The organism is Reyranella humidisoli (assembly GCF_019039055.1).
Lineage (GTDB): Bacteria > Pseudomonadota > Alphaproteobacteria > Reyranellales > Reyranellaceae > Reyranella > Reyranella humidisoli.
Window position 1 is genome coordinate 2,677,427 of sequence record NZ_JAHOPB010000001.1, and the last position, 24,862, is coordinate 2,702,288.

The 24,862-nt window shown below is 68.1% G+C and carries 20 protein-coding genes; 5 read left to right on the forward strand and 15 right to left on the reverse strand.

Features of this window, described 5'->3' with window-relative positions; all coding sequences use genetic code 11:
• Positions 1-2: 2 nt before the first annotated feature.
• The 9 genes from KQ910_RS12850 to KQ910_RS12890 form a co-directional block, all read right to left on the reverse strand.
• A complete protein-coding gene (locus KQ910_RS12850) occupies positions 3-1,250 on the reverse strand; it encodes an MFS transporter (protein ID WP_216960583.1) in 1,248 nt (415 codons plus the stop codon).
• Positions 1,251-1,264: 14 nt separating this feature from the next.
• Positions 1,265-2,482, reverse strand: coding sequence for an MFS transporter (locus tag KQ910_RS12855; protein WP_216960586.1), 1,218 nt, complete (start codon positions 2,480-2,482; stop codon positions 1,265-1,267).
• Positions 2,472-3,650, reverse strand: coding sequence for an MFS transporter (locus tag KQ910_RS12860; RefSeq protein ID WP_216960588.1), 1,179 nt, complete (start codon positions 3,648-3,650; stop codon positions 2,472-2,474). Before KQ910_RS12860 ends, KQ910_RS12855 begins: the two co-directional genes overlap by 11 nt.
• A gap of 15 nt (positions 3,651-3,665) precedes the next feature.
• On the reverse strand, positions 3,666-5,096 hold the full coding sequence (locus tag KQ910_RS12865) for an FAD-dependent oxidoreductase (RefSeq protein ID WP_229600393.1): 1,431 nt from the start codon (positions 5,094-5,096) through the stop codon (positions 3,666-3,668).
• A gap of 57 nt (positions 5,097-5,153) precedes the next feature.
• Complete coding sequence (locus KQ910_RS12870; RefSeq protein WP_216960591.1) at positions 5,154-5,474, reverse strand: ArsR/SmtB family transcription factor; 321 nt, start codon at positions 5,472-5,474, stop codon at positions 5,154-5,156.
• A 99-nt stretch (positions 5,475-5,573) separates the two neighbouring features.
• On the reverse strand, positions 5,574-7,355 hold the full coding sequence (gene arsA / locus KQ910_RS12875) for an arsenical pump-driving ATPase (RefSeq protein ID WP_216960594.1): 1,782 nt from the start codon (positions 7,353-7,355) through the stop codon (positions 5,574-5,576).
• A 120-nt stretch (positions 7,356-7,475) separates the two neighbouring features.
• The gene (gene arsJ / locus KQ910_RS12880; RefSeq protein ID WP_216960597.1) at positions 7,476-8,711 is read right to left on the reverse strand and encodes an organoarsenical effux MFS transporter ArsJ; all 1,236 of its coding nucleotides are present in this window, start codon (positions 8,709-8,711) and stop codon (positions 7,476-7,478) included.
• The gene (locus tag KQ910_RS12885) at positions 8,711-9,754 is read right to left on the reverse strand and encodes an ArsJ-associated glyceraldehyde-3-phosphate dehydrogenase (protein WP_216960599.1); all 1,044 of its coding nucleotides are present in this window, start codon (positions 9,752-9,754) and stop codon (positions 8,711-8,713) included. Before KQ910_RS12885 ends, arsJ begins: the two co-directional genes overlap by 1 nt.
• Before the next feature lie 14 nt (positions 9,755-9,768).
• Positions 9,769-10,617, reverse strand: coding sequence for a metalloregulator ArsR/SmtB family transcription factor (locus KQ910_RS12890; protein ID WP_255560195.1), 849 nt, complete (start codon positions 10,615-10,617; stop codon positions 9,769-9,771).
• A 98-nt stretch (positions 10,618-10,715) separates the two neighbouring features.
• Between KQ910_RS12890 and arsB the strand changes: the two genes are divergently transcribed.
• Positions 10,716-11,771, forward strand: coding sequence for an ACR3 family arsenite efflux transporter (gene arsB / locus KQ910_RS12895; protein ID WP_216960602.1), 1,056 nt, complete (start codon positions 10,716-10,718; stop codon positions 11,769-11,771).
• A 6-nt stretch (positions 11,772-11,777) separates the two neighbouring features.
• On the opposite strand, the gene KQ910_RS12900 is transcribed toward arsB, so the two are convergent.
• From KQ910_RS12900 to KQ910_RS12910, 3 genes are all read right to left on the reverse strand, one after another.
• Positions 11,778-14,696 carry a DUF4114 domain-containing protein gene (locus KQ910_RS12900; RefSeq protein ID WP_216960604.1) on the reverse strand — a complete coding sequence of 973 codons (2,919 nt, stop codon included), beginning with the start codon at positions 14,694-14,696 and terminating at the stop codon, positions 11,778-11,780.
• Between the two features lie 249 nt (positions 14,697-14,945).
• Positions 14,946-16,040, reverse strand: coding sequence for a sensor histidine kinase (locus tag KQ910_RS12905; RefSeq protein ID WP_216960606.1), 1,095 nt, complete (start codon positions 16,038-16,040; stop codon positions 14,946-14,948).
• A gap of 133 nt (positions 16,041-16,173) precedes the next feature.
• Positions 16,174-16,827 carry a Crp/Fnr family transcriptional regulator gene (locus KQ910_RS12910; RefSeq protein WP_216960608.1) on the reverse strand — a complete coding sequence of 218 codons (654 nt, stop codon included), beginning with the start codon at positions 16,825-16,827 and terminating at the stop codon, positions 16,174-16,176.
• A 186-nt stretch (positions 16,828-17,013) separates the two neighbouring features.
• Here KQ910_RS12910 and groL point away from each other — a divergent pair, with 186 nt between their 5' ends.
• The gene (gene groL / locus KQ910_RS12915; protein WP_216960610.1) at positions 17,014-18,666 is read left to right on the forward strand and encodes a chaperonin GroEL; all 1,653 of its coding nucleotides are present in this window, start codon (positions 17,014-17,016) and stop codon (positions 18,664-18,666) included.
• A 173-nt stretch (positions 18,667-18,839) separates the two neighbouring features.
• On the forward strand, positions 18,840-19,388 hold the full coding sequence (locus KQ910_RS12920; RefSeq protein ID WP_216960612.1) for a hypothetical protein: 549 nt from the start codon (positions 18,840-18,842) through the stop codon (positions 19,386-19,388).
• 21 nt (positions 19,389-19,409) lie between these two features.
• Here the strand turns inward: KQ910_RS12920 and KQ910_RS12925 are convergent, their stop codons facing one another.
• Positions 19,410-20,345: an extracellular catalytic domain type 1 short-chain-length polyhydroxyalkanoate depolymerase gene (locus tag KQ910_RS12925; protein ID WP_216960614.1), complete on the reverse strand. Its 936-nt coding sequence runs from the start codon at positions 20,343-20,345 to the stop codon at positions 19,410-19,412.
• A 317-nt stretch (positions 20,346-20,662) separates the two neighbouring features.
• Here KQ910_RS12925 and KQ910_RS12930 point away from each other — a divergent pair, with 317 nt between their 5' ends.
• The gene (locus KQ910_RS12930) at positions 20,663-21,088 is read left to right on the forward strand and encodes a hypothetical protein (RefSeq protein WP_216960616.1); all 426 of its coding nucleotides are present in this window, start codon (positions 20,663-20,665) and stop codon (positions 21,086-21,088) included.
• Positions 21,089-21,194: 106 nt separating this feature from the next.
• The gene (locus KQ910_RS12935) at positions 21,195-21,335 is read left to right on the forward strand and encodes a hypothetical protein (protein WP_216960618.1); all 141 of its coding nucleotides are present in this window, start codon (positions 21,195-21,197) and stop codon (positions 21,333-21,335) included.
• A gap of 23 nt (positions 21,336-21,358) precedes the next feature.
• Here KQ910_RS12935 and KQ910_RS12940 read toward each other — a convergent pair whose 3' ends face one another.
• Positions 21,359-21,568, reverse strand: a complete 210-nt coding sequence (locus tag KQ910_RS12940; protein ID WP_216960620.1) for a hypothetical protein — start codon at positions 21,566-21,568, stop codon at positions 21,359-21,361.
• 268 nt (positions 21,569-21,836) lie between these two features.
• A complete protein-coding gene (locus tag KQ910_RS12945) occupies positions 21,837-24,815 on the reverse strand; it encodes a DUF4114 domain-containing protein (RefSeq protein ID WP_216960622.1) in 2,979 nt (992 codons plus the stop codon).
• Positions 24,816-24,862 lie beyond the last annotated feature (47 nt).

Here is a 24,862-nt window from a genome sequence, read left to right on the forward strand (position 1 = left end):
TGCTACCGCACGCGATCGCCTACAAGATTCGCGGGGCGCATCATCAGGAAGGCGACGAGCGTGATCAGGATCAGCATGCCGATGCTGGCGAAGGCGAGGCCCCAGGCCATCGGCGACATGCCGCCCGCGAGGTCGAGGGTCCAGCCGACGACGAGGGGGCCGACGAAGCCGCCAGCATAGCCCAGCGTCGAATGCACCGCGAGAGTGGCGCCGCGGCGCGCGGGATCGGCGTTGCCGGCGGCGCCCGCCGTCACCGACGAGGAATCGAGCCACACGACCATGCCGTAGGCGATCAGCAGGCCGACCGCGAGCCAGTAGCTGGTCGAGCCCGCGAAGCCCACGATGGCGGCAAAGCCGATCGACAGGATCATCGCGGTGGCGACGAGGCGGCGGCGGCCGAAGCGGATCGAGGCCTCGTTGCCCACGACGCTGGCCAGCGTGCCGAGCAGCGCCAGCACCGTGACGACGAGGGCGGGCGAGAGCGTCTCGTCCTTGAGGCCGGTATGGGTGGCGACGAAGGCGAGGAAGGCCACGCCCCAGCCGCGCAGCGCGCTCATCTCCAGCGTGTGCACGCAATAGACGACCGAGTAGGCGAAGGACGATCTGTTGCGGATCACCGGCCGGAAGTCGAACAGGCCGCCGCCCGCCGATTTGCCCGGTGCCGATTTACCCGTCGTCGATGCCTGCGGCGCTGGCCGCGACGGCACGACCGAGGCCACCATCACCCAGGCGATGAAGGCGGTCGCGGCCGAGAACACGAAGGCCGAGCGCCAGCCGAACTGGTCGGCCAGCACGTCGCCCAGCAGGTACGATGCCGCGCCCGAGATGCCGATGCTGGCGGCATGGCCGGTGACGGCGCGCGACATCAGCTTGGGCGACACCTGGTCGGCGAGCAGCTTCAGCCCGGTCATGTAGGTGCCGGCCCAGCCCAGCCCGGCCAGCGCGCGCGTGGCCATCGCCGACCAGAAGCCGTCGGCCGTCAGCCCGAACAGCAGGTGCCCCGCCACGGTGCAGGCGACGCCGAACAGGTAGATGCGCTTGGCGTCGACACGGTCGGTGAGCGTCACCAGCACCGGCACCGAGACCATGTAGGCGCCGAAAAAGATGGCGGTGATCCAGCCGGCCTCGCTGTTGGAAAGGCTCCAGCGCTCCATCATCTGCGGCAGCAGCGCGGGCCAGAAGCCGGCGCCGAGCTGCACGAAGATCTGCGCCGCGCAGACGACCGCGACGAGGCGTGCACCCGATTTCATCCCTCCCGTCTCCGTCACTTTTTCTTACCTCCCGATCGCATGTCGACGAAGCCGAGTGTGGCAGCAACGACGGCGAACCCCAGAAAAACCGTATAGGCCGTCGGCGGGGACCACAGGAACGCCAGCGGTCCGGCTGCCGCGCCGGACACGCCGATCACGAACAGGGTGCCGCGGATGCTCCCGAGGTGCCTGAGGCCGAAGGACTCGGCGAGCCCGGCCGAATAGACGATCTGCAAGGTGCCGATCATGGCACCCAGCGTGGCCGCGTAGGCTGTCCCGCCCCCGAGCGTTGGCCGGGTCCACAGGCAGATGATGGAAAAGGCGAGGAAGCAGAGGCCAAGAAGCCCGACCGGCCGGGCTCCGAGGCGGTCCACGAGCGCGCCGCTGCACAGGGTGGCGATCGCCTGGGCCAAGGTCATCGCGCCCAGCAGGTGGATGGCGCTGTCGCGCGCGAGGCCCGCCTCGCCCATGGCGCGAACATGGTCGAGCATGAGCGCCGTGCCGACACCGTTGGAGAGTACGGTGATGAAACCGAAATACCAGAACGCGACCGTCCGCACGCTCTCGGCCAAGGTGAAGCCGATTGCCGGCATGGCTCTGCCGCCACGCGGCCGGCCGAAATCGCGGGTGTTGCCGTTGTCTTCGGGCTTGTTGCGATAGAATGCCAATCCAACGGGGAGCATGATCGCCAGCACGCCGCCGGCCAGTGCCAGATAGGCCGTTCGCCAGCCGTCGCTCTGGATGATGGGTTCGACCAGCGGTGGAATGACGAGGCCGCCCAGCGCCAGCCCCATCATCGCCAGCGCCGTGATGCGCCCGCGAAAGCGGTCAAACCAGAGATTGACCATCTGCATGGTGACAAGGCTCAACCCGGCAATGGCCGAAGCGCGCAGGACCAGGAAGCCGAGGCCCAGCGACCAAGCATTGCCGATCATGCTCATGACGGCACAGGCGCCGGCGACCGCGGCGACCACCGGCACGATCAGGCGGCGCGGACCGAAGCGGTCGACGAGCCGGCCGATCAAGGGCGCCGTCAGGATGCCCAGGAACGTGCCCAGGCTGTAGAGTATCAGGACCTGTCCGCGGTCGAGCCCGAGGTCCGACGCGATCGGATCGATGAAGGCAGAGACGCCGACGGTTTGGCCGGGCGTCGTGGCGAAGACGCCGATCAGGGAAGCAATCGCGACGAACATGCCGCGCCGCGCCGAGGGTTTTGACTGGTCAGTCGCCATGGTTCGCCTGCGCCGCAGGCTGGCGGATCATCCAGAGACCCACGAACGCCGCGACGCACAGAGCGGAGGAAACGAACAGGACCCCGGCGCCGAGCCGGTCGATCAAGAGGGCGAACACGAAGGGCGCGCCGGCCGACAGGAAGCGCGAGGGTGCGCCGAGGATGCCGAGTCGATAGCCGTAGTTGGCCGGGCCGTAGAGCGAGAGTGGCACCGTCCCGCGCGCGATGGTGAGGATGCCGTTGCCCGAGCCGTGCAGCACGGCGAAGGCGCTGGCCGCGACGCCGCCGCCCGCCGCCAGGATGACGGCCGCGCCTATGGGATGGGTCACGCAGGCGAGCCGCGCCGAGGTCAGCGGATGGAAGCGGCCGAGCGGTCCGGCTTCGAGCAGACGCGCGGCGACCTGCGCGGGGCCGATCAGCACGCCGGCGGCGATGGCCTGTGCCGGCGAGGCGCCCGCCGCTTCGAGGATGCGCGGGAAGTGCGCGGCCATGCCGGCCGACACGATCCAGACCGCCGAGAAGGCGAAGGCCAGCAGGATCATCGTGCGGTCGAGCGGCACGGCTTCGACCGAAGCCGCCTTGCCTGCCGGGCCGACTGCGAGTCCCGCGGGGCGCGGCAGCATCCAGTAATTGAGCGGCAGGCCGACGAAGAGATGCACGGCGGCCCACAGGAGGCAGGTCTCGCGCCATCCCAGCGTGGCGGCGCCCCAGGCGGTGAGCGGCCAGCCGATGGTGCTGGCGAAGCCCGCGATCAGCGTGATGCCGGTGATCGGCTTGCGCGCCGCCATGCCGTAGAGGCGGCCGAGCACGGCAAAGGCGGCATCGTAGAGACCGAGGCCCATGCCGATGCCGATGACGATCCACGCCGCGACCAGCAGCGCGAGCGAGTGCGCTGCGGCGAGCAGGCAGAGGCCGGTCGCGAACAGCACGCTCGACGCCGCGAGCACGCCGTTGCCGCCGGCGCGATCGATCGCCCGCCCGACCTTCGGCCCGAGCAGGGCCGACAGGACGAGGGAGGCCGAGAAGGTGCCGAACACCCAGTTGGTCGACACGCCGGTATCGCCGGCGATCCTGTCGGCGATGATCGCGGGCAGGTAGTAGCTCGAGGCCCAGGCCAGGGTCTGTGTCGATCCCAGGACGACAACGGTCAGGAATCGACTGTTATGCATCGAGGCCCGGTGCGATCACTGGACTTTAGGGCCGCAACAGCCCGTGGCCTGCGCGGCGGGCTTGGCGGGCGCGCCGCAGCTCGACGCGGTGGTGGTGGCGGCGGGCGCGGCACAGCCGGAGGTGGCCACGGGTCCGCAGCAGCCCGATGCGGCGGCGGCGGTACCCGCGAGCGCTGATGTGAGCGATGCGGGGGCACCGTTGCACACGCCGGTTTCCGGCAGGACCAGTTCGACCTTGCGCGCGGCTTCATGGTCGCCCGCGATCTCGGCGGCGATCGAGCGGACCTGCTCGTAGCCCGTCATCATCAGGAAGGTGGGCGCGCGGCCGTAGGACTTCATGCCGGCGAAGTAGAAGCCGGATTCGGGCTGGGCCAGCTCGCGCGCGCCGTGGGGGCGCACGCTGCCGCAGCTATGCTCGTTGGGATCGATCAGCGGCGCCAGCGCCGGCGGGCATTCGAGCGCGGGATCGAGCGACAGCCGGATCTCGCGCAGGAAGTCGAGGTCGGGCCGGAAGCCGGTCGAGACGACGAGTTCGTCGACCGCGACGTGGCGACCGGGGCAGCCCGCGGCCGCGACGATGATGCGCTCGCCCTCGCGCGCGATGCGGTTCACGCGGAAGCCGCTCTCGGTCTGGATGCGGCCGCTCGTCACCAGGTTGGCGAAGGCGGTGCCCAGCGCGCCGCGCGCCGAGAGCTGGTCGGCCGCGCCACCGCCGAACGACTTCTCCGGCGACTCGCCGCGCAAGAGCCAGACGATCTCGGTCGTTGGCACCTCGTCCTTCAGCCGGGCGAGGTCGATCAGTGTGCCGACGGCGGAATGGCCGGCGCCCAGCACGGCCACGCAGCGCCCGGCATAGCGCGCGCGGTCGCGGCCTAGCACGTCGGGCATGCCGTAGGCGATGCGGTCCTGCGCCTCGTGCTCGCCGACCGCGGGCAGGCCGTTGGCGCCGGCGGGGTTGGGCGAGAACCAGGTGCCGGTGGCGTCGATGACGGCGTCGGCGCGCAGCACCTCGGGGCCTTTGCCGTTCTGGTAGCGGATCTCGAACGGCGCGGCGTCACGGCCCTTCGTCTTCACCTTGTCGAAGCCGGCGCGGCCGATCGCCGTCACCAGGCTCTGGGTACGGATGCGGTCCTTGAGCGGCGTGCGCGTCGCCAGCGGTTCGAGATACTGCTCCACCAGCTCCGCGCCGGTCGGATAGTGGTCGGGTTGCGGCCGGTTCCAGCCGGCGCCCGCCAGCAGCCGCTCCGCCGCCTTGTCGATATTGTATTCCCAGGGCGAGAACATGCGGACATGGCGCCACTGGCGCACCGCATGGCCGACCGAGGAACCTGCCTCGAGCACGACGGGCTCCAGCCCGCGCTCCAGAAGATGCGCGGCAGCGGCGAGGCCGACGGGGCCGGCGCCGATGACGGCGACCGTCTTCGGACGGGTGATCGAATCGGGCATGTCTGATCTCCTATACTTCTAGAATATTGGAAGGACTGGGCGCAACAAAATCGTCATCTAGGCGACGCGCGCCGCCACGTTGGGCGGGCAGACACCGTCGGCGCAGCATTGCTCGGCCATGTAGCCCAGCAACTCGTGCATCAGCTCGTAGTTGGCATGGCACACCAGCGTCGCACCTTCGCGCACCTGCGTGACGAGGCCCACGATCACCAGCGACTTGATGTGATGCGAGAGGGTCGAGGCGGCGACGTCGAGTTTGGTCTGAAGCCGGCCGACCGGCATGCCCTCGGCACCGGCCCGCACCAGGGCGCGATAGATCTTCAGGCGGGTCGGATTGCCCAGCGCTTCGAGCCGGGCGGCGGCGTCGTCGAGTTTCATACTGTCGAATGTAGGCACGGCGCCCGGAGAGTCAAACCATATTTCTAGAATCTTGGAAATACTACGAGGCGTCGGTGGATGGGCGGAGTCTGCACCGTTCTAGACGACGAGGCCTGCCAAGGCCGTGGGCCCCTCGGGCGGGGCCGCCTGCCAGGGCAGCATGTAGAGTCGCCGCGCGAGGCCCTGCCGGACCCGGTCGATCTGTGCGCGCTCGCCGCGCAGGCGCCGGACGAGCAGGGGATCGCGTGTCCCGCTCCCCACCAGGCTGCGGTTGATGACCCATGCGTAGGGCTCGATGTTTGCCCGGCGCAGATCCTCCTGCAGCGCGGCGGCTTCCGAAACCGGCGTCGTCTCCGGCAGCGAGACCAGCACGATCCGCGAATAGTCCGGATCCTGAAGCCGCATCAGGGGCGTCACGATCCGTCCCGCGGCCGGGCTGCCGCCTGCGCCGACGCTGCGGATCATCTCGCGATGATAGGCGCCGGCCGCGTCCATCAGCAGCAGCGTGTGGCCGGTCGGCGCGGTGTCGAGCACGACGAAAGCGCTTCGTGCCTCCATCACGATTCGCGAGAAGGCATGGAAGACCGCGACTTCCTCCGTGCAGGGCGAAGCGAGGTCCTCGCGCAGCAGGGCGAGCCCCGCCGTGTCGAGATCGGCGGCGCGGGACGCCATGACCCGCGCAACGTAGCGCTGCGTTTCCTCGCGCGGATCGATGCGGTCGACCCGCAGGCCTTCCATCGTCGCTTCGATTGTCGAGGCGAGATGGGCGGCCGGATCGGTCGTGCTGAGGTGAACGCTGTGCCCGCGCTTCACCAGGCCGACCGCGAGCGCGGCGGCGATGGTCGTCTTGCCCACGCCGCCCTTGCCCATGACCATGATCAGCCCGCGGCCGGCCGCGGCGAGTTCGTCGACCAGCCGGCCCAGCGCCGGAATCGCCGCTGCCGCGGCTGGCTCCGCGTCGGCGACGGCTTCGATGCGGAGTTGCGGCTCGCCGGCGAGGACCTGTCGCAGTGCGTCCAGCCCCACCATGTCGAAGGACCGTAGCGGTACGCGGTCCTGCGGCAGGCTCCGCAGCGCCTCGGGCAACGCGGCGAGGACCTGCTCGCCGAGCGCCTCGATCGATCGTGCGACCGCATCGCCGCGATCCGTCGCGGCGAAGACGCCGTTGATGGCGAGATGCTGGTTGGTGAGGCCGAGCGCCCGCAGTTCGGCGCTGGTCCTCGCCGCTTCGCGCATGGCGCCGCGGTCCGGGCGGCTGACCAGCACGATCGTCGTGCTCTTCGGGTCGCCCAGCGTGGCGAGTGCTGCCTTGAATCTCTCCTCCTGCATCTTGAGGCCGGAATGCGGGCCGAGGCACGAAGCGCCGCGATCGTTGCCCTTGAGGAAGCCGGTCCAGGCGCGGGGCAGGCTGAGGAGGCGCAGCGTGTGCCCGGTGGGCGCGGTGTCGAACACGACGTGATCGAACGCGTCGACGCGGGTGGCCAGAAGGCCCACGAACTCGTCGAAGGCGGCGATCTCCGTCGTGCAGGCGCCGGAAAGCCGTTCACGCACGGACTCGCGTTCGGCGTCTGTGACCTCGGCGCCGAGCTGCGCCAGGACGCGAAGCCGATAGGATTCCGCGGCGGCTTCCGGATCGATGTTCATCGCCGACAGGCGGGGAACGCCCGGCACCGGCCGCGGCTCGTTCGACAGCGTCGTGGCGAACATCTCGTCGAGGTTCGATGCCGGGTCGGTGCTGATCAGCAGGACGGACCGGCCCCGGTCGGCCAGCGCGAGGGCGGTGGCGCAGGCCAGCGTCGTCTTCCCGACGCCGCCCTTGCCGGTGAAGAACAGGTGGCGCGTGGGACTCGCGAGGAGGCTGAGCGTGATCGCGGAAGGCATGTGTTCGCTCCGAGCGTGAACGGCCTGCCGGAAGGCCCGTGACAATCGTGACTTGGACCACGGCAATCGGACCCGCGCCTTGCGCCAGCGCAAGGCGGCGCGGCGCGGGTGCGACGGGTGTCAGGCCGTCCGCGGGCCGGGCACGTCGCCGCGCCGGGACGGCAGCAGGAAGGTGACGATCCAGCAGGCGAGCAGCATCGCCGCCGACGCCAGAAGGCAGCCCGCGATGCCGCCCCATTGATAGAAGAGTCCCGAGAGCAGCGTGCCGGCCAGCCGGCCGGCGGCGTTGGCGGCGTAGTAGAAGCCGACATCCTCGGCGGCCTTCTCCGAGCCGGCATAGGCCAGGATCAGGTAGGAGTGCAGCGAGGAGTTGACCGCGAAGGGCAGCGCGAACAGGGCGAGCCCCGCGGTGACGACGAGATCGGGCCGCAGTCCCGTCGGCTGGGCGAGCAGGAGGGCGATCGCCAGCGGCACGGCGAGCAGGAGGCCCGCCCACAGGCGCGCGCCCGGCACTTCGCGGCTGAGACCGTCGTCGCTGCGCGTCACGAGTGCGGGCGCCACCGCCTGCAGCCCGCCATAGGCGATCGTCCAGGCGGCGAGGAAGGCGCCCACTTCCACGAAGCGCCAGCCCGAAGCGTAGAGGAACACCGGGAGGCCGACGACGAACCAGACGTCGCGCGCGCCGAACAGGAAGATGCGCGCCGCCGCCAGCAGGTTCACGCCGGCCGATTTGGCAAACAGCTCGCGCATCGACTTCGAGGCCTTGGCCTTGCCGAGCTCGCGCGGCAGCAGCACCAGCCCGGCGACGAGCACGACCAGCAGCAGGCCCGCCATCAGCCAGAGCGCGGGCCGGAAGCCCACCGCGTCGAGCAGCAGCCCGCCCAGGAAGAAGCCGATGCCCTTCATTGCGTTCTTCGAGCCGGTGAACCACGCCACCCACTTGAAGAGACGCCCCGCGCCGTCGCCGGCCGTGGCCTTGATGGCCGACTTCGACGCGGTCTTGGTGAAGTCCTTGGCCAGTCCCGCGATGCCTTGCGCTGCGACCACCCAGGCGATGGAGACGATGGCGGTCCACGCGGGATCGAGCGCCGAGAGCAGCAGCAGGCTCGCGATCTGCAGCACCTGGCCGGTCATCAGCATGCGCGGGATGCCGAAGCGCGTCGCCAGCCAGCCGCCCGCGAGATTGGCGACGATGCCCGCGAACTCGTAGAGCAGGAACAGGAAGGCCAGCGTGAAGGGCGAGTAGCCCAGCTTGAAGAAGTGCAGCAGCACCAGCATGCGCAGCGCGCCGTCGACCAGCGTGAAGCCCCAGTAGGAGGCCGTGACGACCAGGTAGTTGCGCGCCGACGTTGCCATCACCGGCCCGCGTCGATCACCTGGCGGGCGAGATCGACCATGCGGCAGACATAGCCGACCTCGTTGTCGTACCAGGCATAGACCTTGAGCAGCGTGCCGTCGGTCACCATCGTGCTCGGCCCGTCGACGATCGAGCTGCGCGTGTCGTTGCAATAGTCGGCAGAGACCAGGGGACGCGTCTCGAAGCCCAGGATGCCGGCCAGTGGTCCGTGCGCCGCCGCGCGAAAGAGATCGTTGACCTCCTGTTCGGTAGTCGCGCGCGAGAGTTCGAACACGCAGTCGGTGAGGCTGGCGTTCAGCACCGGCGCGCGTACCGCATGGCCGTTCAACTTTCCCTTCAGCTCGGGATAGATGACCGTGATCGCCGTGGCGCTGCCGGTCGTCGTCGGTTGCAGCGAGAGCATCGCCGAGCGGGCGCGGCGCAGGTCCTTGTGCGGCGCGTCGACCACGACATTGGTGTTGGTCGGCGCATGGATGGTCGTGATCTGGCCGTGCCGGATTCCGATCTGCTCATGCACAACCTTGACCACGGGCGCGAGGCAGTTGGTCGTGCAGGAAGCCGCCGTCAGCAGATGGTGCCGGTCGGGCTCGTAGAGCCGATCGTTGACGCCGACCACGACGTTCAGCGCGCGCTCGTCCTTGACCGGCGCGGCCACGATCACCTTCTTCACGCCGCGGTCGAAATACGCCTGCAGCTGCTCGGGCTTCAGGAACTTGCCGGTGCATTCCAGCACCATCTCGCAGCCGAGATCGCCCCAGGCGACGTCGCCCGGCACGGCTGCGGCGCTGAAGCCCAGATAGGTGCCGCCGACCGCGAGGCCACGATCGCGATCGACCTCGAACGAGGTGTGCCAGCGGCCGTGCATGCTGTCGAACTCGAGGAGATGCGCCGTTGCCTCCACGCCGCCCTTGATCTCGTTGAGATGGACGACCTCGAGGCGGTTGTCGCGCCGCGGATCGTCGGCGGGCCGGGGGATGCCGCCCAGCGCCGCGCGCAGCGCCAGCCGCCCCATGCGGCCCATGCCGTTGATGCCGATCTTCATCGCCGTCTCTGCTCCTAGGCCGGCACGCGGGCGGAATCGCCGATCTCGTCGAGCCGCTTCTTCAGCGCCATCCGGTCGAGCGAGGCGTAGGGCAGGTTGACGAAGATCTCGAGGCGCCGGCGGATCATGCCGTAGAGCTCGTTGATCATCGTCGCGCGCTCGATCTCCGAGCCCATGAACTTGGCGGGGTCGGGCAGCGGCCACGCGCCCGTCACCGGCCGCTCGCCGAAGTCGGGACAGTGCTGGCCCTGCAGGATGTCGCAGAGCGTGATGACGAAATCCATGCGCGGCGCATCCGGTCCGGTGAACTCGTCCCACGACTTGCAGCGCAGCCCGTCGACCGGATGACCGAGGACCCGGAGCTTGGCGAGCACCTCGGGCATCGGCTGTCCGGCCGGGTCGGAGCCGGCCGAGTAGGCGTTGAAGCGGCCCTTGCCCACTTGCCCGAGGATCGCCTCGGCCATGAGGGATCGGGCGGAGTTGTGCGTGCACAGGAAGAGGACGTTGAAGGCGGGAGTCATGTGAACCTCGGGTTGATCCTCGGGGAGGAGTCGCGCCAGGTCGCCACAGAGGTCCGGTCGTCCGCCACAGCACGTCTCGGTCAGGAAGCTGAAGAGCGCGCGCAGGCCGGCGAAGCGGACCGCATAGATGATGTTGCGGCCCTGCCGGGTGGACTGGACGAGGCCGGACTGTTCGAGAGCGGCCAGATGGAACGACAGCGTCGAGGGCACCTGCCCCAGCGCGCTGGCGAGTTCGCCGGCCGCCATGCCGGACGCCCCCTTGCTCGCCAGAAGCCGCATCAGGTTGAGGCGGGTCTCTTGCGAAAGGGCAGCAAATCCGGCAGCTACGTCCGACGATTCCATAGTTCTCGAATAGTCCAATTATGTGACATAGGTATTACGCGGCCGGCCGGCGGGAGTCGACGGGCAATGGGCCGGGCGGGGGAGCGGGAGACGGCGAGATGTCCCTTTTTGAGCGTTACCTGACCCTTTGGGTCGCCGCCTGCATCGTCGTGGGCATCGGGCTGGGGCACCTGTTCCCGCAGGCGTTCCATGCCGTCGGCGCGGCGGAAGTGGCGCATGTGAACCTGCCGGTCGCGGCGCTGATCTGGCTGATGATCGTGCCGATGCTGGTCAAGGTCGACTTCGCGGCCATCGCCGAGGTGCGCCGGCACTGGCGCGGGATCGGCGTGACGCTGTTCATCAACTGGGCGGTCAAGCCCTTCTCGATGGCGGCGCTGGGCTGGCTGTTCATCGGCCATCTGTTCCGGCCGTGGCTGCCGGCCGACCAGATCGACAGTTACATCGCCGGCCTCATTCTGCTGGCGGCGGCGCCCTGCACCGCAATGGTGTTCGTGTGGAGCAACCTGTCCGACGGCGAGCCCGACTTCACGCTGACGCAGGTGGCGCTGAACGACGCGATCATGCTCGTGGCCTTCGCGCCGATCGTGGGTCTGCTGCTCGGCCTCTCCGCCATCGTCGTGCCGTGGCAGACGCTGATCCTGTCGGTCGTGCTCTACATCCTCGTGCCGGTGGTGCTGGCCCAGCTCGTGCGCCGTGCGGCGCTGGCGCGCGGTGGACAGGCGGGACTCGCACGTTTGCTTGCACGCCTGCAGCCCGCCTCGCTGGTCGCGCTGCTGGCGACGCTGGTGCTGCTGTTCGGCTTCCAGGGCGAGCAGATCATCGCCCAGCCGCTGATCATCGCATTGCTGGCGGTGCCGATCCTGATCCAGGTCTATTTCAACTCAGGCCTCGCCTATCTGCTGAACCGCGCGGCGGGCGAGCAGCATTGCGTCGCCGCGCCCTCGGCACTGATCGGCGCCAGCAACTTCTTCGAACTCGCGGTCGCCGCCGCCATCGGCCTGTTCGGCTTCTCCTCCGGCGCCGCGCTCGCCACCGTGGTCGGCGTCCTGATCGAGGTGCCGGTCATGCTCTCGGTGGTGAAGATCGTGAACGCGAGCAAGGGCTGGTACGAACGTGGCCCCTCCGTCGCCCGCCACCGCGACCCGAACGGCTGAACTTAGCTACGCGACGAGCAGGCCGCTGCCGGCGGTGCTGGTGAAGTCGAGCTGGACGACGAGGTCGTTGAAGTCGCGGTCGCCGCCGCCGTGCAGGTCTTCCCAGCCCCAGGTGTTGGCGCCGTAGTTCCACAGATGGGCGACATGCTCGCCGCCGACCATCTCGTTGGCCTGGCTGAACGCCCAGAACGTGTCGCCGTTGGTGACGTTGGTGAGCTGCATGGCGATCAGGTCGCCGGCATCGACGCCGGTGATCTGGCTCTGCCCGGCATTGCCGTCGCCCGGGCCGGCGATGGTCGTGCCGCCGCCCAGCATGGCGTAGGCGCGGGCCGCGGCCGCGGCGGCGTACCCTGCCTGGTCGGGGGCGAGGCCACCGATCGTGCCGTTATAGTCGTCGACCTTGTAGAGCATCAGTGTGAGGTCGGCACCGGCCACCTGGCGCATGCGCACCACGACGTTCATGTCGTCGGCGCCGCCTGCGGTCTCCGCAACGGCGACCGCCTGCGCGAGACGCACGGAGTTGGAGGCATCGGAGAAGAAGTCGGCGAAGCCGAACGAGGCGCTGAGATTGGCCTGTGCGGCGACGGCGGTACCGCTGTTGAAGGTGACCGAAACGCTGTCGCCGCTTGCGACGATGGCCTGGGTGAGCGCTCCCTGCGTCTGGCCGTCGAACAGTGCGAGCAGCGCGCCGTCGAAGTCGCTCTGCAGCGATTGCTGCGCGAGCTGGCTGGTCCAGGCGAAGGTGCCGGACGCGGCGCTGCTGGCGTCGGTTGCGGTCGAGCCGGTGTCGACGGTCACGGTCGCGGCGGCCGTCGCCGTGGTCTGCAGCAGCAGCGTCTGCGCCGTGCCGCTGGTCCAGCCGCCCGCGTCCGAATCGATCACGTCGGGCGTGGCGCTGAAGTAGACCTGCGAATGGGCGATCTCGGTCAGCGCACGCGCCAGCAGCATGCCGTTGGGCGAGCCCAGTCCGGAGGTGAGGTCGTAGCCCGCGGCGGCTTCGTAGCCATAGCCGGTCGGGTTGATGCCGCCATAGTCCGAGCCTTCCAGGGTGAAGCTCGATATGTTGTTGCCGAGCGTCACGTCGTTGAACGAGCCCGGCGTGATCACCGACGCGAGATAGAGCAGGTCGGTCATGTAGCCGAGGTTGGGCAGGCCCTGGTCGTTGAACACGTAGTTGATCTGCGTGATCAGGCCCGCCCAGAACGGCGTGGCGGCGCTGGTGCCGCCTTCGGTCGTCAGGTTCTCCATGTTCGCGCTGGGTGTCGTGTAGGCCAGGTTGCCGTCGGACGGCGCCACCACGTCGGGCGTACCGCGTCCGGTGAGGCCGAGGGCGGTGTAGATGGCCGAGGTGAGGCCGTAATCGAGCTGGTAGCCCGGCGTGGCCTGGGTCATGTCCATGCCGCCGGAGCCGGTATTGTTCTCCAGGTAGGATGAGCCGCTGACGAAGGTCTGGTGGTCCGTGGTCTCGTATTCGTTCCACACCGTCTCGACCAGCCAGTCGCCGAGCGCGGCCGTGCTCGGCAGTTGCGAGAGGCCGCCGCTCATCAGGCGCCACAGCGTGGCGGCATCGCCGGCCATGGCGAGGTTGTAGATCGGCGTGAAGTTGGCGTTGGTACCGTTCAGCGTCGGATCCTGCGCCGCCGTATTGAGGGTCGAGAGCGACGAGCCGCCGACCAGCAGGTTGTAGGGGCTGGTCTGGTTGTTCTCGACGGTGGTCAGGCCGTTGGCGGTCTGGAAACCCGAGCCGCTGTCGCCCAGCGCAATCAGCGTCGTCTGGTTGATCAGCGCCGCGTCGACGTAGAGCTGCATGTAGGCGTAGTAGAAGGGCGAATCCGGCGCCAGGAACTGGCCGTCGCCCCACGAATCTGTGGTGACCGGCGCGGGCCCCACGGACTGCGTGTTGCCGAGATTGGACGCCGTGCCAAAGATCGAGCTCTGGATGGCGGTGAAGACGGAGGCTTGGGCGTTGCCGGTCGCGTCCGTGTAGCCCGAGCCGTTGTACAGGGCGAGGTTGCTGTTGGGATTGACGGCCGCGACGATGCCGACGTCGAGCGAACGCTCGCCGGACTGGCCGCTCTGGCCGTTGATGCCCTGCACGAAGACGCTGCCGGTGCCGCTGGTGCCCATGGTGGTGAGATAGTCGGTCAGCCGGGCCTCGAACTGGGTGCCGGTCGGGTCGCCGGAGAGGTAGGTCCCTTCGCCCGGCTCGATCAGGCCGACCATGCCGGTCTGGTAATCGGCGCCGTTCAGGGGAAAGTCGTAGAGTTCGCCGATCCTCCGCGGGTTGGTGCCGTCCGCATCGAGTGTGTTGCCCATGCTCTGCATGCCCTCGAGCAGCGTCACCGACACGCCGGGCGCCATGTTGGTCGCCGCAGGCGCCGTGGACTGGTCGACCCACAGGCCGGCGACCGTGAGTTCGCTGGGCAGCGACAGCGAGCCGTTCCAGTACCAGACCTCGCCCTGCTGGCCGCCGGTCGGCGAGTATTTCAGCGTGCTACCTGGCCCGAACAGGGACTGCCATTCGGCCTGGGTGTTGATCTCGACCCAGATGGTCCGCGATTCCGCCGAGCTGACATAGTTGCTGTTGGTGCTGTCGAGCACCTTGAGGTCGAGCGTGTCTTTGATGAAGGCGACGGAGCTGGCGTACTGCGTGGCGTCGGCGCCGTAGGTGGTCCACAGCGAGTTGGTGTTGTTCAGCGCTTGCAGCGCTGCCTGCCGGCTGCCCCAGTCGCCCGCCAGCATCGCGGTCGGATCGTTGGCCCGCTCCAGCACCAGCGCCACGTTGATGCCGTAGGAGGCGCCATGGGGGAAATCCCCGCCGTCGGTCATCTGATAGGCCTGCTCGACCGTCTGGTTCTGGTCGGCGATGCCGTAGCCCGCATATTCCAGGAACGTCGAATTACCAATGGGATTGTACGTCGTCATGGCTACGCTTTCGCAAGGGAGTCGGACGGGCCGGATCATGCCGAAGGCTCATCATCCAAGCCACGTCGAAGTGCTCAGTCCCGGTGCAGAAATGCAGTCAAACTGAGGCGACAAAGCGTCTCAGCGAGCGATGACAGGAAAACGACGGACTTTCGTCTGCGCCACACCCTTGCCGGGAGGTCGGAAAGGCTGACGGACCGGCGTCACCGGCTCACGCGCACCGGCCGGGACGATGGAGGCGGCCTGGGGTCAGGCGACCGGGAAGGTCACCGTGAAGCGGGCGCCGTGGCTGGTGGGATGGTTGGTGGCGGAGAGGGCGCCGCCGAGCTGGGCCGCCAGCGCGTTCACCACCTTCATGCCGAGGCCCTTGCCCGCCGCATCTGTCGGCACGAACCCCGCCGGCAGGCCCGGCCCGCTGTCGAGCACGCTGAGCTCGTTCTGCGTCGGGTCGACACGCCGAAAAGCGACGCTGATCGGATCGCCGGCATGCTTGTGCGCGTTGGTGACCAGCTCGTTCACGATCAGGCCGATCGACAGGACCTGTGCCTTGGACACCTCGACCTCGTCGCGGCTCTCCAGCCGGATCTCGCTGCCGACGCTGCTCGACAGTTCCGCGCAGAGGGTGCGGAGATGGTCGAGGATCGGTACGCGGTCGGTCGTGCCGATCGTGGTGAAGGTGCGATGGACGCGCGCCACCGCCAGCACGCGATTGGCTGCCGCGCGCAACTGCTGCGCCGTCTCGGGCAGCACGGCGGCGCGGCTCTGCAACTGCAGCAGGCTGGCCACGAACTGCAGGCTGTTCATCGCCCGGTGATCGACCTCGCTGCTGGTCATCTCGGCCTGCGCCAGCGCGCGGCGCGCGGCGAGCCGCATCGCCAGCATGTCGGTCACCACGCCGCCCAGCGCGCGCAGGCGGCGCAACTGTTGCTCGTCGACGCGGCGCGAGCGCCGGTCGATCACGCACAGCGTGCCGATCTCGTGCCCGTCCGCGCAGTGCAGCGGCACGCCGGCATGGAAGCCGTTGGCGAACTGGGCGCGCAGCCACGGCGTCATGACCGGCGCGGCCGGGTCGGCGCCGCGGACGGCCTGCGTCGCGTCGAGCCCGTGATGCGACTTGAAGAAGACATGGTCGGTGCCGATGAAGCCCAGCACCGCGATCGGGGCGCTGAAGATGTCGGCGGCCAGCGCGGTGATGTGGTCGAAGGCGGGCTCCGGCGGCGTGTCGAGGATGCCGTAGCGCTCGACCGCCGCGAGCCGTGCGGCCTCGATCCCGGAGCGGAGCGCCGGGTCGGAGGAACGGTCGTGTGACGTCGAGCCCTGCGTGGGCGTTACGAGATGCAGCATGGAATGCGCCCCCCGGCGAGCATCGCGGGAAAGGTCCCCTGTCGCGATACACCACCAAGCTAGGTCCTGCGGTGCATCGAGTCTGTCCAATAGTGACCACGGGGACAGACGCCGCACCCGTTCATCGCGACGTCTACTCCTCCAACAGCACCGAGAGCAGCGAGCTGTGGACCTGCAGATGGCCGTTGTATTCGATGAAGCCCAGCTTCCTGAACTTGTTCATGAAATGGCTGACGCGCGGACGCGTCGTGCCGATGATCTCGGCCAGCGTCTCTTGGCTGATCTTCGTCGCGATCGGCTGCGGTCCGCCTTCCTTGCCGAAGTTCGCCAGCAGCAGCAGCGTGCGGGCCAGCCGCTTCTCGCTGGAATTGAACAGCTGGTCGACCAGGTCCTCCTCGACCCGGCTGTTGCGCGTCAGCAGGTGCTTCATGAACAGTTCGCCGAACGTCGGCTCCTCATGCAGCACGCGCATCATCTCGGTCTTGCCGACGCGCATGACCTCGCAATCGACCATCGCCTTGGCGGTCGCCAGGCGCAGCGGCTGGCCGATCAGGCAGCCTTCGCCGAAGAACTCGCCGGGGCCCATGATCCCGACCACGGCTTCCTTGCCCTGTTTCGAGGTGACGACCATCTTCACGCGGCCGCGCATGACGTAGAACACCGCGTCCGCCGGCATGGACTGGCGGTAGATCACGCCGTTCCTGCCATGCTCCGCCACCGTGCGGCCGCGGCTCACCGTGGCCAGGAAGGCCTTGGCATCGAAGCTGGGCGTTGCTTTCCTGGCCATGGAGTCTCCTTCGGCAGTGACCCCCGAGGCCGCAATGTAGTCTTCCAGACATAGCCTGTCCGATTAATCGCTGGCTATTGCAGGACTGAATCCCCATCTTGCAGATACGCGCCGCACCGCGGCCCGATCAGGTCTGCACATGCAGACCGACTCATTTTCAGAACACCTACTCGGGGGCGAAACGCCATGTCCGCTAAGGAAGTCCGCTTCGGCGGCGACGCGCGCGCGCGCATGATGCGCGGGGTCGACATGCTGGCCGATTCCGTGAAGGTCACGCTCGGTCCCAAGGGCCGCAACGTCGTGCTGGCCAAATCCTACGGCGCGCCGCGCATCACCAAGGACGGCGTCACCGTCGCGCGCGAGATCGATCTCTCCGACCGCTTCGAGAACATGGGCGCGCAGCTCGTGCGCGAAGTCGCGACCCGGACCTCCGACACCGCCGGCGATGGCACCACCACCGCCACCGTGCTCGCCCAGGCGATCGCCCGCGAGGGCGCCAAGTCGGTCGCCGCCGGCATGAACCCGCTCGACCTCAAGCGCGGCATCGATCTCGCCACCGGCTGGGTGATCGAGGAGCTGAAGCGCCGCGCCCGCAAGGTCTCGACCAGCGAGGAGATCGCCCAGGTCGGCACCGTGTCGGCCAACGGCGAAAAGGCGATCGGCAAGATGATCGCCGACGCCATGAAGAGGGTCGGCAACGAGGGCGTCATCACTATCGAGGAGGCGACCACCCTCGAATCCGAGCTGGAGGTCGTGGAGGGCATGCAGTTCGACCGCGGCTTCCTGTCGCCGTACTTCGTGACCAACGCCGCGAAGATGAACTGCGAGCTGGAGAATCCCTACATCCTGATCCACGACAAGAAGCTCTCGGGCCTCTCGACCGTGCTGCCGCTGCTCGAACTGGTGGCACAATCGGGCAAGCCGCTGCTGATCATCGCGGAGGATGTCGACGCCGAGGTGCTGGCCACGCTGGTCGTCAACAAGCTGCGGGGCGGCCTCAAGGTCGCGGCCGTCAAGGCGCCGGGCTTCGGCGACCGCCGCAAGGACATGATGGGCGACATCGCCATCCTCACGGCGGCGCAGGAGATTTCCGAGGATCTCGGCACCAAGCTCGAGGGCGTGACGCTCGAGATGCTGGGCACCGCCAAGCGCGTCGTCATCGACAAGGACAACACCACCATCATCGACGGCGCCGGCAACAAGAAGGCCATCGAGGCGCGCGTGAAGCAGATCCGCGCCCAGGTCGAGAAGGTCGAGTCCGACTACGACCGTGAGAAGCTGCAGGAACGCCTGGCCAAGCTCGCGGGCGGCGTCGCCATCATCAAGGTGGGCGGCGGTTCGGAGTTCGCGGTCAAGGAGAAGAAGGACCGCGTCGAGGACGCGATGCATGCGACCAAGGCGGCGGTCGAGGAGGGCGTGGTCGCCGGCGGCGGCGCGGCGCTTCTTTACGCCACCCGCGTGCTCAAGGATTGCCGCGGCGCCAATCCCGACCAGCAGGTCGGTGTCGAGATCGTGCGCCGGGCGCTGCAGGCGCCGGTGCGCCAGATCGCGCAGAACGCCGGACATGACGGCGCCGTGGTGGCCGGGCACATGCTGGAGCAGAAGGACGCCAATTTCGGCTTCGATGCCCAGAAGGGCGAGTACGGCGACATGATCAAGGCCGGCATCATCGATCCGGTGAAGATCGTGCGCACCGCCCTGCAGGGCGCGGCTTCGGTCGCGGGCCTGATCGTCACCACCGAGGCGATGATCGCCGAACTGCCTGGCGAAGGCGGCGGCATGCCGGGTGGCATGGGTGGCGGCATGGGCGGCGGCGGCATGGGCGGCATGGGCTTCTAGCGCGGGACCTCGTCCGGTCGACCCGGCCGGACGAGGTCCAGGCAAGAGCTTCCGTCGTCCTGCGCGCAGCGAAGCGAAGCATGGTCGAAGGACGACGGTGATACCTGCCGATCCCGAACTCACATCGCTGCGGTGCGCCCGCGCGATCCGGGAAACCCCAACCGAGAGGTCCCGTGACCCTGCGTCCGGAATATTCGCTCGGCCATTCGGCCTACAACGACTTCCTGTTCGGCTCGCTGGGCCCGGGCGAAGGCGGGACGGAGATCACCGTCCTGTCCGCCCTGTCGCGGCTCGGCATCGATCCGTGGCAGGAGGCCGAGCGTCTCGCGGCGCTGCCGCGCGAGGCCGCGGCGCAAGCGCTGTCCGACACCATCGCGCGCCTGCCGGCCGGCACCTGCGGCGCGTCGCCGGACTCGGCAGCCTCGATCGCCGCGCGGCTGGTCGCGCTGCTGCCGTCGGGCGTCGTCGCGGCTGTCCCGCAGACCGAGGAGGCCCGCGTCGCCTCGCTTGCCGCGGCCAAGTCGGAGCGCACGGCCCGGCCGGCTCCGGTTGCCAAGCCGTCGGTCGAGGCGAAAGCGCCGGCCGCGAAGACCGGCCTGACCTTCTGGCTGATGTGGGCCGCGCTGGGGCTCGCCTTCTACTTCCTGATCGTCACCCTGACGCCCAGCAACACGTTCGATACCTACGAGCCCTGGACGCCGCCACGCGCCTCTTCGGACTGACAGGCGCGAGCCGGCAGGCGTTCAGGCCGGCCGTCGGTGCTGCAGGAAGAAGCGCATGAACTCGGCGCTGGCATCGGGACCCGACGGGGCAGTGAAGGATCCGTCCACGCTGCCGCCGGACCAGGCGTGACCGATCCCCTCCAGTACCCAGTGTTCGCCGATCGAGCGATCCCGCGCGTCGTACCGGACGGTGCGCGCGAAGGCGACACCGTGCGCGGAGCGCCCGCGTGAGATGTCCGCCCGCCCGCCCGCTGCGCCGAATGCCTGTTCGCTGGCCTGGTCGCCGTTGACGGGATTGACGGTCGTGTCGCGATCGCCATGGAAAACGATGGTCGGCACGATCCGTTCGTTGCGTGCAAGCGTGGGCGCGGCGGGCGCGCCGCGGCGCATGGCGGAGAAGGCGCCCGGAATATCGCGCGCGGCGCCGCAGGCCAGGCCCGAATGGATGCCGACCGCGGCATAGAGATCGGGATAGGTGGCGCCCATGATCGCCGCCGCCGCGCCGCCGGCCGAGAGGCCCGCCACGTAGATGCGCGACTCGTCAACGGCATTGTCGAGCACGATCTGTCGCGTGAGGTGGGCGATCAACTGGGGCTCGCCCGCGTCGCGGCCTTGATCACCGGTGTTGAACCAGTTCCAGCACTTGTTGGGGTTTGCCGACTTCGGCTGCTCCGGATAGGCCACGAGGAACGTCTGCGCCTCGGCGAGGTCGTTCATGCGCGTGCCCGTCGCGAAATCTTCCGGCGACTGCGTGCAGCCGTGCAGCATGACGAGCAGCGGCACCGGCTGCCCGCGATGGCCGGCGGGGACGTAGAGCTTGAAACGGCGATCGCCGCCGGCGTTCCGCACCGGGTGATAGTCGAAAGACGATGCCGCGGCGGGCGGGACGATGCTGATCGCCGGCGCGCGCGGCGCCGCGAACATGTCGATCTGGGAAAACAGCCTGGAGAACAGCATCGGGGTACTCGCATTACGCTTTTGGAAAGAAACTCTTCGAAGAAGGCGTGTCCCCGAACAGACATCGTGGGCAGTAACTCTACCGACGGTGATCGAGTTGCCGACGGCCGGTGAGGTCTTTTAGCGCATCGGCTCGTCGCGCGCGCGTGGATGACAAGGGATGGCGCGCAGGCGCATAAAGAACTGGCCGTGCGCCTCCCTCGTCACCATATACGAGGTGCGCGGCCCGCGATCGCGCTCCCATCCGTCCGATCTGTTGCATGCTCCGGTGAGGGTCGTCGCCCGGCTCCTTGGCGTTCGCAATCCCAAGGAGTGCCATGACCGTCCGTCCCGACTATTCCCTGAGCCGCGCGCGCTACACGCACTTTCTCTTCACCGTGGTCGGCACCGAGACACACGAGGCCAGCAATCGCGGCGAGGACATCACCGTCCTGACGGCGCTGTCTCGGGTGGGCGTCGATCCGTGGCAGGAAGCGGCACGCCTGGCGCGACTGCCGCGCGGCGACGCGGCGCGCTCGCTGGCCGACACCTTCACGAATCTGCCGGATACGCACTGGGCCGAAGGCGATGCCCAAGGCACCGCGCATCGCATGATCGAGACGCTGCCGCAGACTGCGCCACGCGCACCGGCGACGCTCGGCGTCTGGATCTTCCTGACCTGGCGCTTCTGGGCCGCGGTGGCACTGGCGCTGGCAATGGTCGCGCTCAACGCCTTTGCCGAGAATCTCGGGCCACTGATCTGATCGTCAGCGCCTGGACGGAGTTTTAATCTTCTCGATCTGCCGGCAGATGAGCAACGTCGCTGTGCGGGGCACGTAGAAGCGCATGTCCCATGAATCGTCAAAGCAAGTGAAAGCCAATAGGGCCATGGCGGAACGCGCCCGGCGCCTCTCTCAGGTCGTGCCCGACGCCGATCGCGCGAAGCTGCTGGAACTGGCGGCCGAGAAGGAAGGCGAGGCCGACGCGCTGGAGCGCAACGGCGACGCTTGAGACGGGCCGGCAGGCCGTCCGTCCTAGCCAGCGGCGCGTGCGCGGGTGTGCTGCTTCACCAGGTCGTCACCCCGCCGTGTGCGGATGGGCATGCGCGACAGTCCGTTGCGCTCGATCAGTCCGAGGGAGCGCAACCGGATCTCGATCTCGGTGGATGGGCGTCGCTGCCCCAGGGTGCCGTCTATCGCCAGCAGGCCGGTGAACTCGTCGGGACTGAGATCGTGACCGCTCATTAGACGGGCGGCGTCCGCAGCAGGGCGTAGGAGACGATCAGCACGGCGAGAATCACCGGCAGCAGGAAGGGCGGATCATACCAATGGTTCATGCGTGCTCCTCCGGGAGGCGGGAGCACTGTCATCTCTCAGCCATCGCAAGCCAGGTGGTCGCGGGCGATGGTGACCCTAAGTACACGCTGGGCTTCGCCGTGTCGATGAAGCCGGCCGACCGACAAAGGTGTCCTGCCGAACGCAGCGACCGGCCGTTCGCATCTCTCCCGAAGGACTACGCGACCAGCAGGCCGCTGCCGGCGGTACTGGTGAAGTCGAGCTGGACGACGAGGTCGTTGAAGTCGCGGTCGCCGCCGCCGTGCAGGTCTTCCCAACCCCATGTGTTGGCGCCGTAATTCCAAAGGTGAGAGACGTGCTCGCCGCCGACCACCTCGTTGGCCTGGCTGAACGCCCAGAACGTGTCGCCGTTTGTGACGTTGGTGAGCTGCATGGCGATCAGGTCGCCGGCATCGACGCCGGTGATCTCGACCTGATTGTAGTTGCCGTTGCCGGGACCGGCGATCACGGAGCCGCCGCCCTGGACGCTGTAGGCGGCCGCCGCGGCGAGGGAGGCGTAGCTCGCCTGGTCGGGCGCCACGCCGTCGATCGTGCCGTTGTAGTCGTCGACCTTGTAGAGCATCAGCGAAAGGTCGGCGCCCGCCACCTGGCGCATGCGCACCACGACGTTCGCGTCATCGGCATGGTTGGCGGTCTCTGCGACGGCTACTGCTTGTGCAATCCGCACCGAGTTGCCGCCATCCGAGTAGAAATCGGCAAAGCCGAACGAGGCGCTCATGCCGGCCTGGGCAGCGACCGCGGAGTTGCCGTTGAACTCGACCGACACGCTGACGCCATCGGCGACGATCGCCTGGGTCAGGGTGCCCTGGGTCTGGCCGTCGAAGAGGGAGAGCAGGGCGGAGTCGAAGTCGGTGTTGCTCTGCAATGATTGCTGCGCGAGCTGGCTGGTCCAGGCGTAGGACGCGTGCGCCGCGCTGCTGGCGTCGGTGGTGTTCGCGCCGGTGTCGACGGTCACGGTCGCGTCGGCCGTCGCGGTGGTCTGCAGCAGCAGGGTCTGGGCGGTACCGCTGGTCCATCCGGCGGCGCCATTGGAATCGATCACGTCGGGCACCAGCGTGCTGACGCCTGGAACATCGGCGCTATAGAACGTCTGCGAATGCGCGATAGTGCTGATCGTCCGTGCCAGGAAAAGGCCGTCGGGTGACCCGAGGCCGCTCGCCAGATCGTACCCCACGTCCGCCTCGTAGCCGGAGCCGGTCGGGTTCATGCCGCCGTAGTCCGAGCCACGGTAGCTGAAGCTCGACGTGTTGTTGCCGACCTGCACGTCCTTGAAAGAGGCAGGCGCGATGACCGACGCCATGTAAAGCAGGTCGGTCATGTAGCCCAGGTTGTTGCTCAGCCCCTGGTCGTGAAGGACGTAGTTGATCTGCGTGATCAGGCCAGCCCAGAACGGCGTCGCCGCACTGGTCCCGCCCATGCCTGCGACGCCGTCCATGCCTGCGTTTGGAACGTAGTAGAACAGATTGCCGCCGGCATTCGCCGAGACGTCGGGCAGGGCGCGTCCGGTGAGGTTGAGATTGCTGTAGGAGGGCGAACTCAAACCGAAGGCGACCTGGTAATCGGGCGTGCCTTGCGATTGATCGACGCCGCCAGCGCCGGCGTTGTTGACATTGTAGGAATGGCCGCTCGGTCCGTTACCACCCTCGAACGTGTTGCCGGCCACGGTCTCGTATTCATTCCACACCGTTTCAATGAACCAGTCGGTGGCGGCGGCCGTTCCCGGCATATGGCGCAGTCCGCCGGCCAGGAGCATCCAGATCGTGCCGGGATCGAGCGCCATCGCCAGCGTGTAGATGGCCGTGAAGTTCGCGTTGGTGCCGTTCAGCGTCGGGTCGAGCGAGGCCTGATCAAAATTTGAAAGCGACGTCCCGCCAACCAGGATGTTGTAGGGGCTGGTGACGTTGTTGACGACGTTCGCCAGGCCGTTGCCGATCATGGCGCCCGACCCGCCGTCGCCGTTCGCGACCAGCACCGTCTGGTTCATCAGCGCGGCATCGATGAAGAGTTGCATGTACGCCTGATAAAAGGGCGACAAGGGCGACAGGCCCTGGAGGTCGGTATCCGAGCTAGAGATGACCGGTGCAGCTCCCACTGTCTCGGTGTCGGCATAGTTGGAGGCGGTAGCCCAGATCGCGGCCTGAAAGGCCGTAAAGACGGTCGAATTGGAGTTGGCGTTGGCGCCGTTCCCTCGTCCCGATCCGTTGTAGAGGGCGAGATCGCTGTTCGGGTTGATTGCGGAGGCGACGCCGACATCCAGAGAGCGTTCGCTCGAAGCCTCGACCTGACCACAGGCCCCTTGCACGAAGATGCCGCCGGTGCCCTGCGTGCCAACCGTGTCCAGGTACTGCGTCAGCAGGGTCTCAAACGTGGAGCCGCCCGGGTCGCTGCTGGAGACGTAGCTTCCCTGGGCCGGCTCGATCAGGCCGATCATCCCTGTCTGGTAGGTCGAGCCGTCGAGAGGGAAGTTGTAGGACCTGGCTACGGACTGAGGTGCCAGCGGCGGAATGTCCGCCGAATTGCCGGCGCTTTGTGGGCCAACCAGGAGGGTCTCGGTGGCGCCGCCCGCCATGTCCATGGGGCCCGGCCGCGCCTCCATGTCGACCCACAGGCCCGCGATCGTGAGTTCGTCGGGCAACGAGAGCCCGCCTTCCCAGTACCACAGCTCGTACCCTTGCCCGGTCGCGGGCGTGTACATCAGCGTGCTGTCGGGGCCGAACAGGGACTGCCATTCGGCCTGGGTGTTGATCTCGACCCAGATCGTCCGCGACTCCGCGGTGCTGACATAGTTGCTGTTGCTGGCGTCGAGCACCGTGAGGCCGAGCGTGTTCTCCAGGTAGGTCTGCGCGGCACTGTAGATCCCGGCGTTGGTGCCGTAGGTCGTCCACAATGAGTCGGTGGCGTTCAGGCTGTCGATTGTCGACTGCCGGCTGCCCCAGTCTCCGGCCAACATTGTGGTCGGATCGTTGGCGCGCTCGAGGACCAGCGCCACGTTGATGCCCGCCGGCGCGCCGTTGGGAAAAGCACCCGTATTCGTGATGTCGAAGGCTTCGGCGGCGGTAAAGGTCTGGTCGGTGATGCCGTAACCGGTGAAGTCAATGAAGGTCGAGTTGAGAATCGGGTTGTACGTCGTCGGCATCGTTATGCTCTCGGCGAAGGGAAGACGCGGACGGGAGTATGCCCGCC

Coding starts and splice junctions, on each gene's coding strand:
- KQ910_RS12850 (WP_216960583.1), bottom strand. CDS start 1,250: ATGAAATCGGGTGCACGCCTCGTCGCGGTCGTCTGCGCGGCGCAGATC.
- KQ910_RS12855 (WP_216960586.1), bottom strand. CDS start 2,482: ATGGCGACTGACCAGTCAAAACCCTCGGCGCGGCGCGGCATGTTCGTC.
- KQ910_RS12860 (WP_216960588.1), bottom strand. CDS start 3,650: ATGCATAACAGTCGATTCCTGACCGTTGTCGTCCTGGGATCGACACAG.
- KQ910_RS12865 (WP_229600393.1), bottom strand. CDS start 5,096: ATGCCCGATTCGATCACCCGTCCGAAGACGGTCGCCGTCATCGGCGCC.
- KQ910_RS12870 (WP_216960591.1), bottom strand. CDS start 5,474: ATGAAACTCGACGACGCCGCCGCCCGGCTCGAAGCGCTGGGCAATCCG.
- arsA (WP_216960594.1), bottom strand. CDS start 7,355: ATGCCTTCCGCGATCACGCTCAGCCTCCTCGCGAGTCCCACGCGCCAC.
- arsJ (WP_216960597.1), bottom strand. CDS start 8,711: ATGGCAACGTCGGCGCGCAACTACCTGGTCGTCACGGCCTCCTACTGG.
- KQ910_RS12885 (WP_216960599.1), bottom strand. CDS start 9,754: ATGAAGATCGGCATCAACGGCATGGGCCGCATGGGGCGGCTGGCGCTG.
- KQ910_RS12890 (WP_255560195.1), bottom strand. CDS start 10,617: ATGGAATCGTCGGACGTAGCTGCCGGATTTGCTGCCCTTTCGCAAGAG.
- arsB (WP_216960602.1), top strand. CDS start 10,716: ATGTCCCTTTTTGAGCGTTACCTGACCCTTTGGGTCGCCGCCTGCATC.
- KQ910_RS12900 (WP_216960604.1), bottom strand. CDS start 14,696: ATGACGACGTACAATCCCATTGGTAATTCGACGTTCCTGGAATATGCG.
- KQ910_RS12905 (WP_216960606.1), bottom strand. CDS start 16,040: ATGCTGCATCTCGTAACGCCCACGCAGGGCTCGACGTCACACGACCGT.
- KQ910_RS12910 (WP_216960608.1), bottom strand. CDS start 16,827: ATGGCCAGGAAAGCAACGCCCAGCTTCGATGCCAAGGCCTTCCTGGCC.
- groL (WP_216960610.1), top strand. CDS start 17,014: ATGTCCGCTAAGGAAGTCCGCTTCGGCGGCGACGCGCGCGCGCGCATG.
- KQ910_RS12925 (WP_216960614.1), bottom strand. CDS start 20,345: ATGCTGTTCTCCAGGCTGTTTTCCCAGATCGACATGTTCGCGGCGCCG.
- KQ910_RS12930 (WP_216960616.1), top strand. CDS start 20,663: ATGACCGTCCGTCCCGACTATTCCCTGAGCCGCGCGCGCTACACGCAC.
- KQ910_RS12940 (WP_216960620.1), bottom strand. CDS start 21,568: ATGAGCGGTCACGATCTCAGTCCCGACGAGTTCACCGGCCTGCTGGCG.
- KQ910_RS12945 (WP_216960622.1), bottom strand. CDS start 24,815: ATGCCGACGACGTACAACCCGATTCTCAACTCGACCTTCATTGACTTC.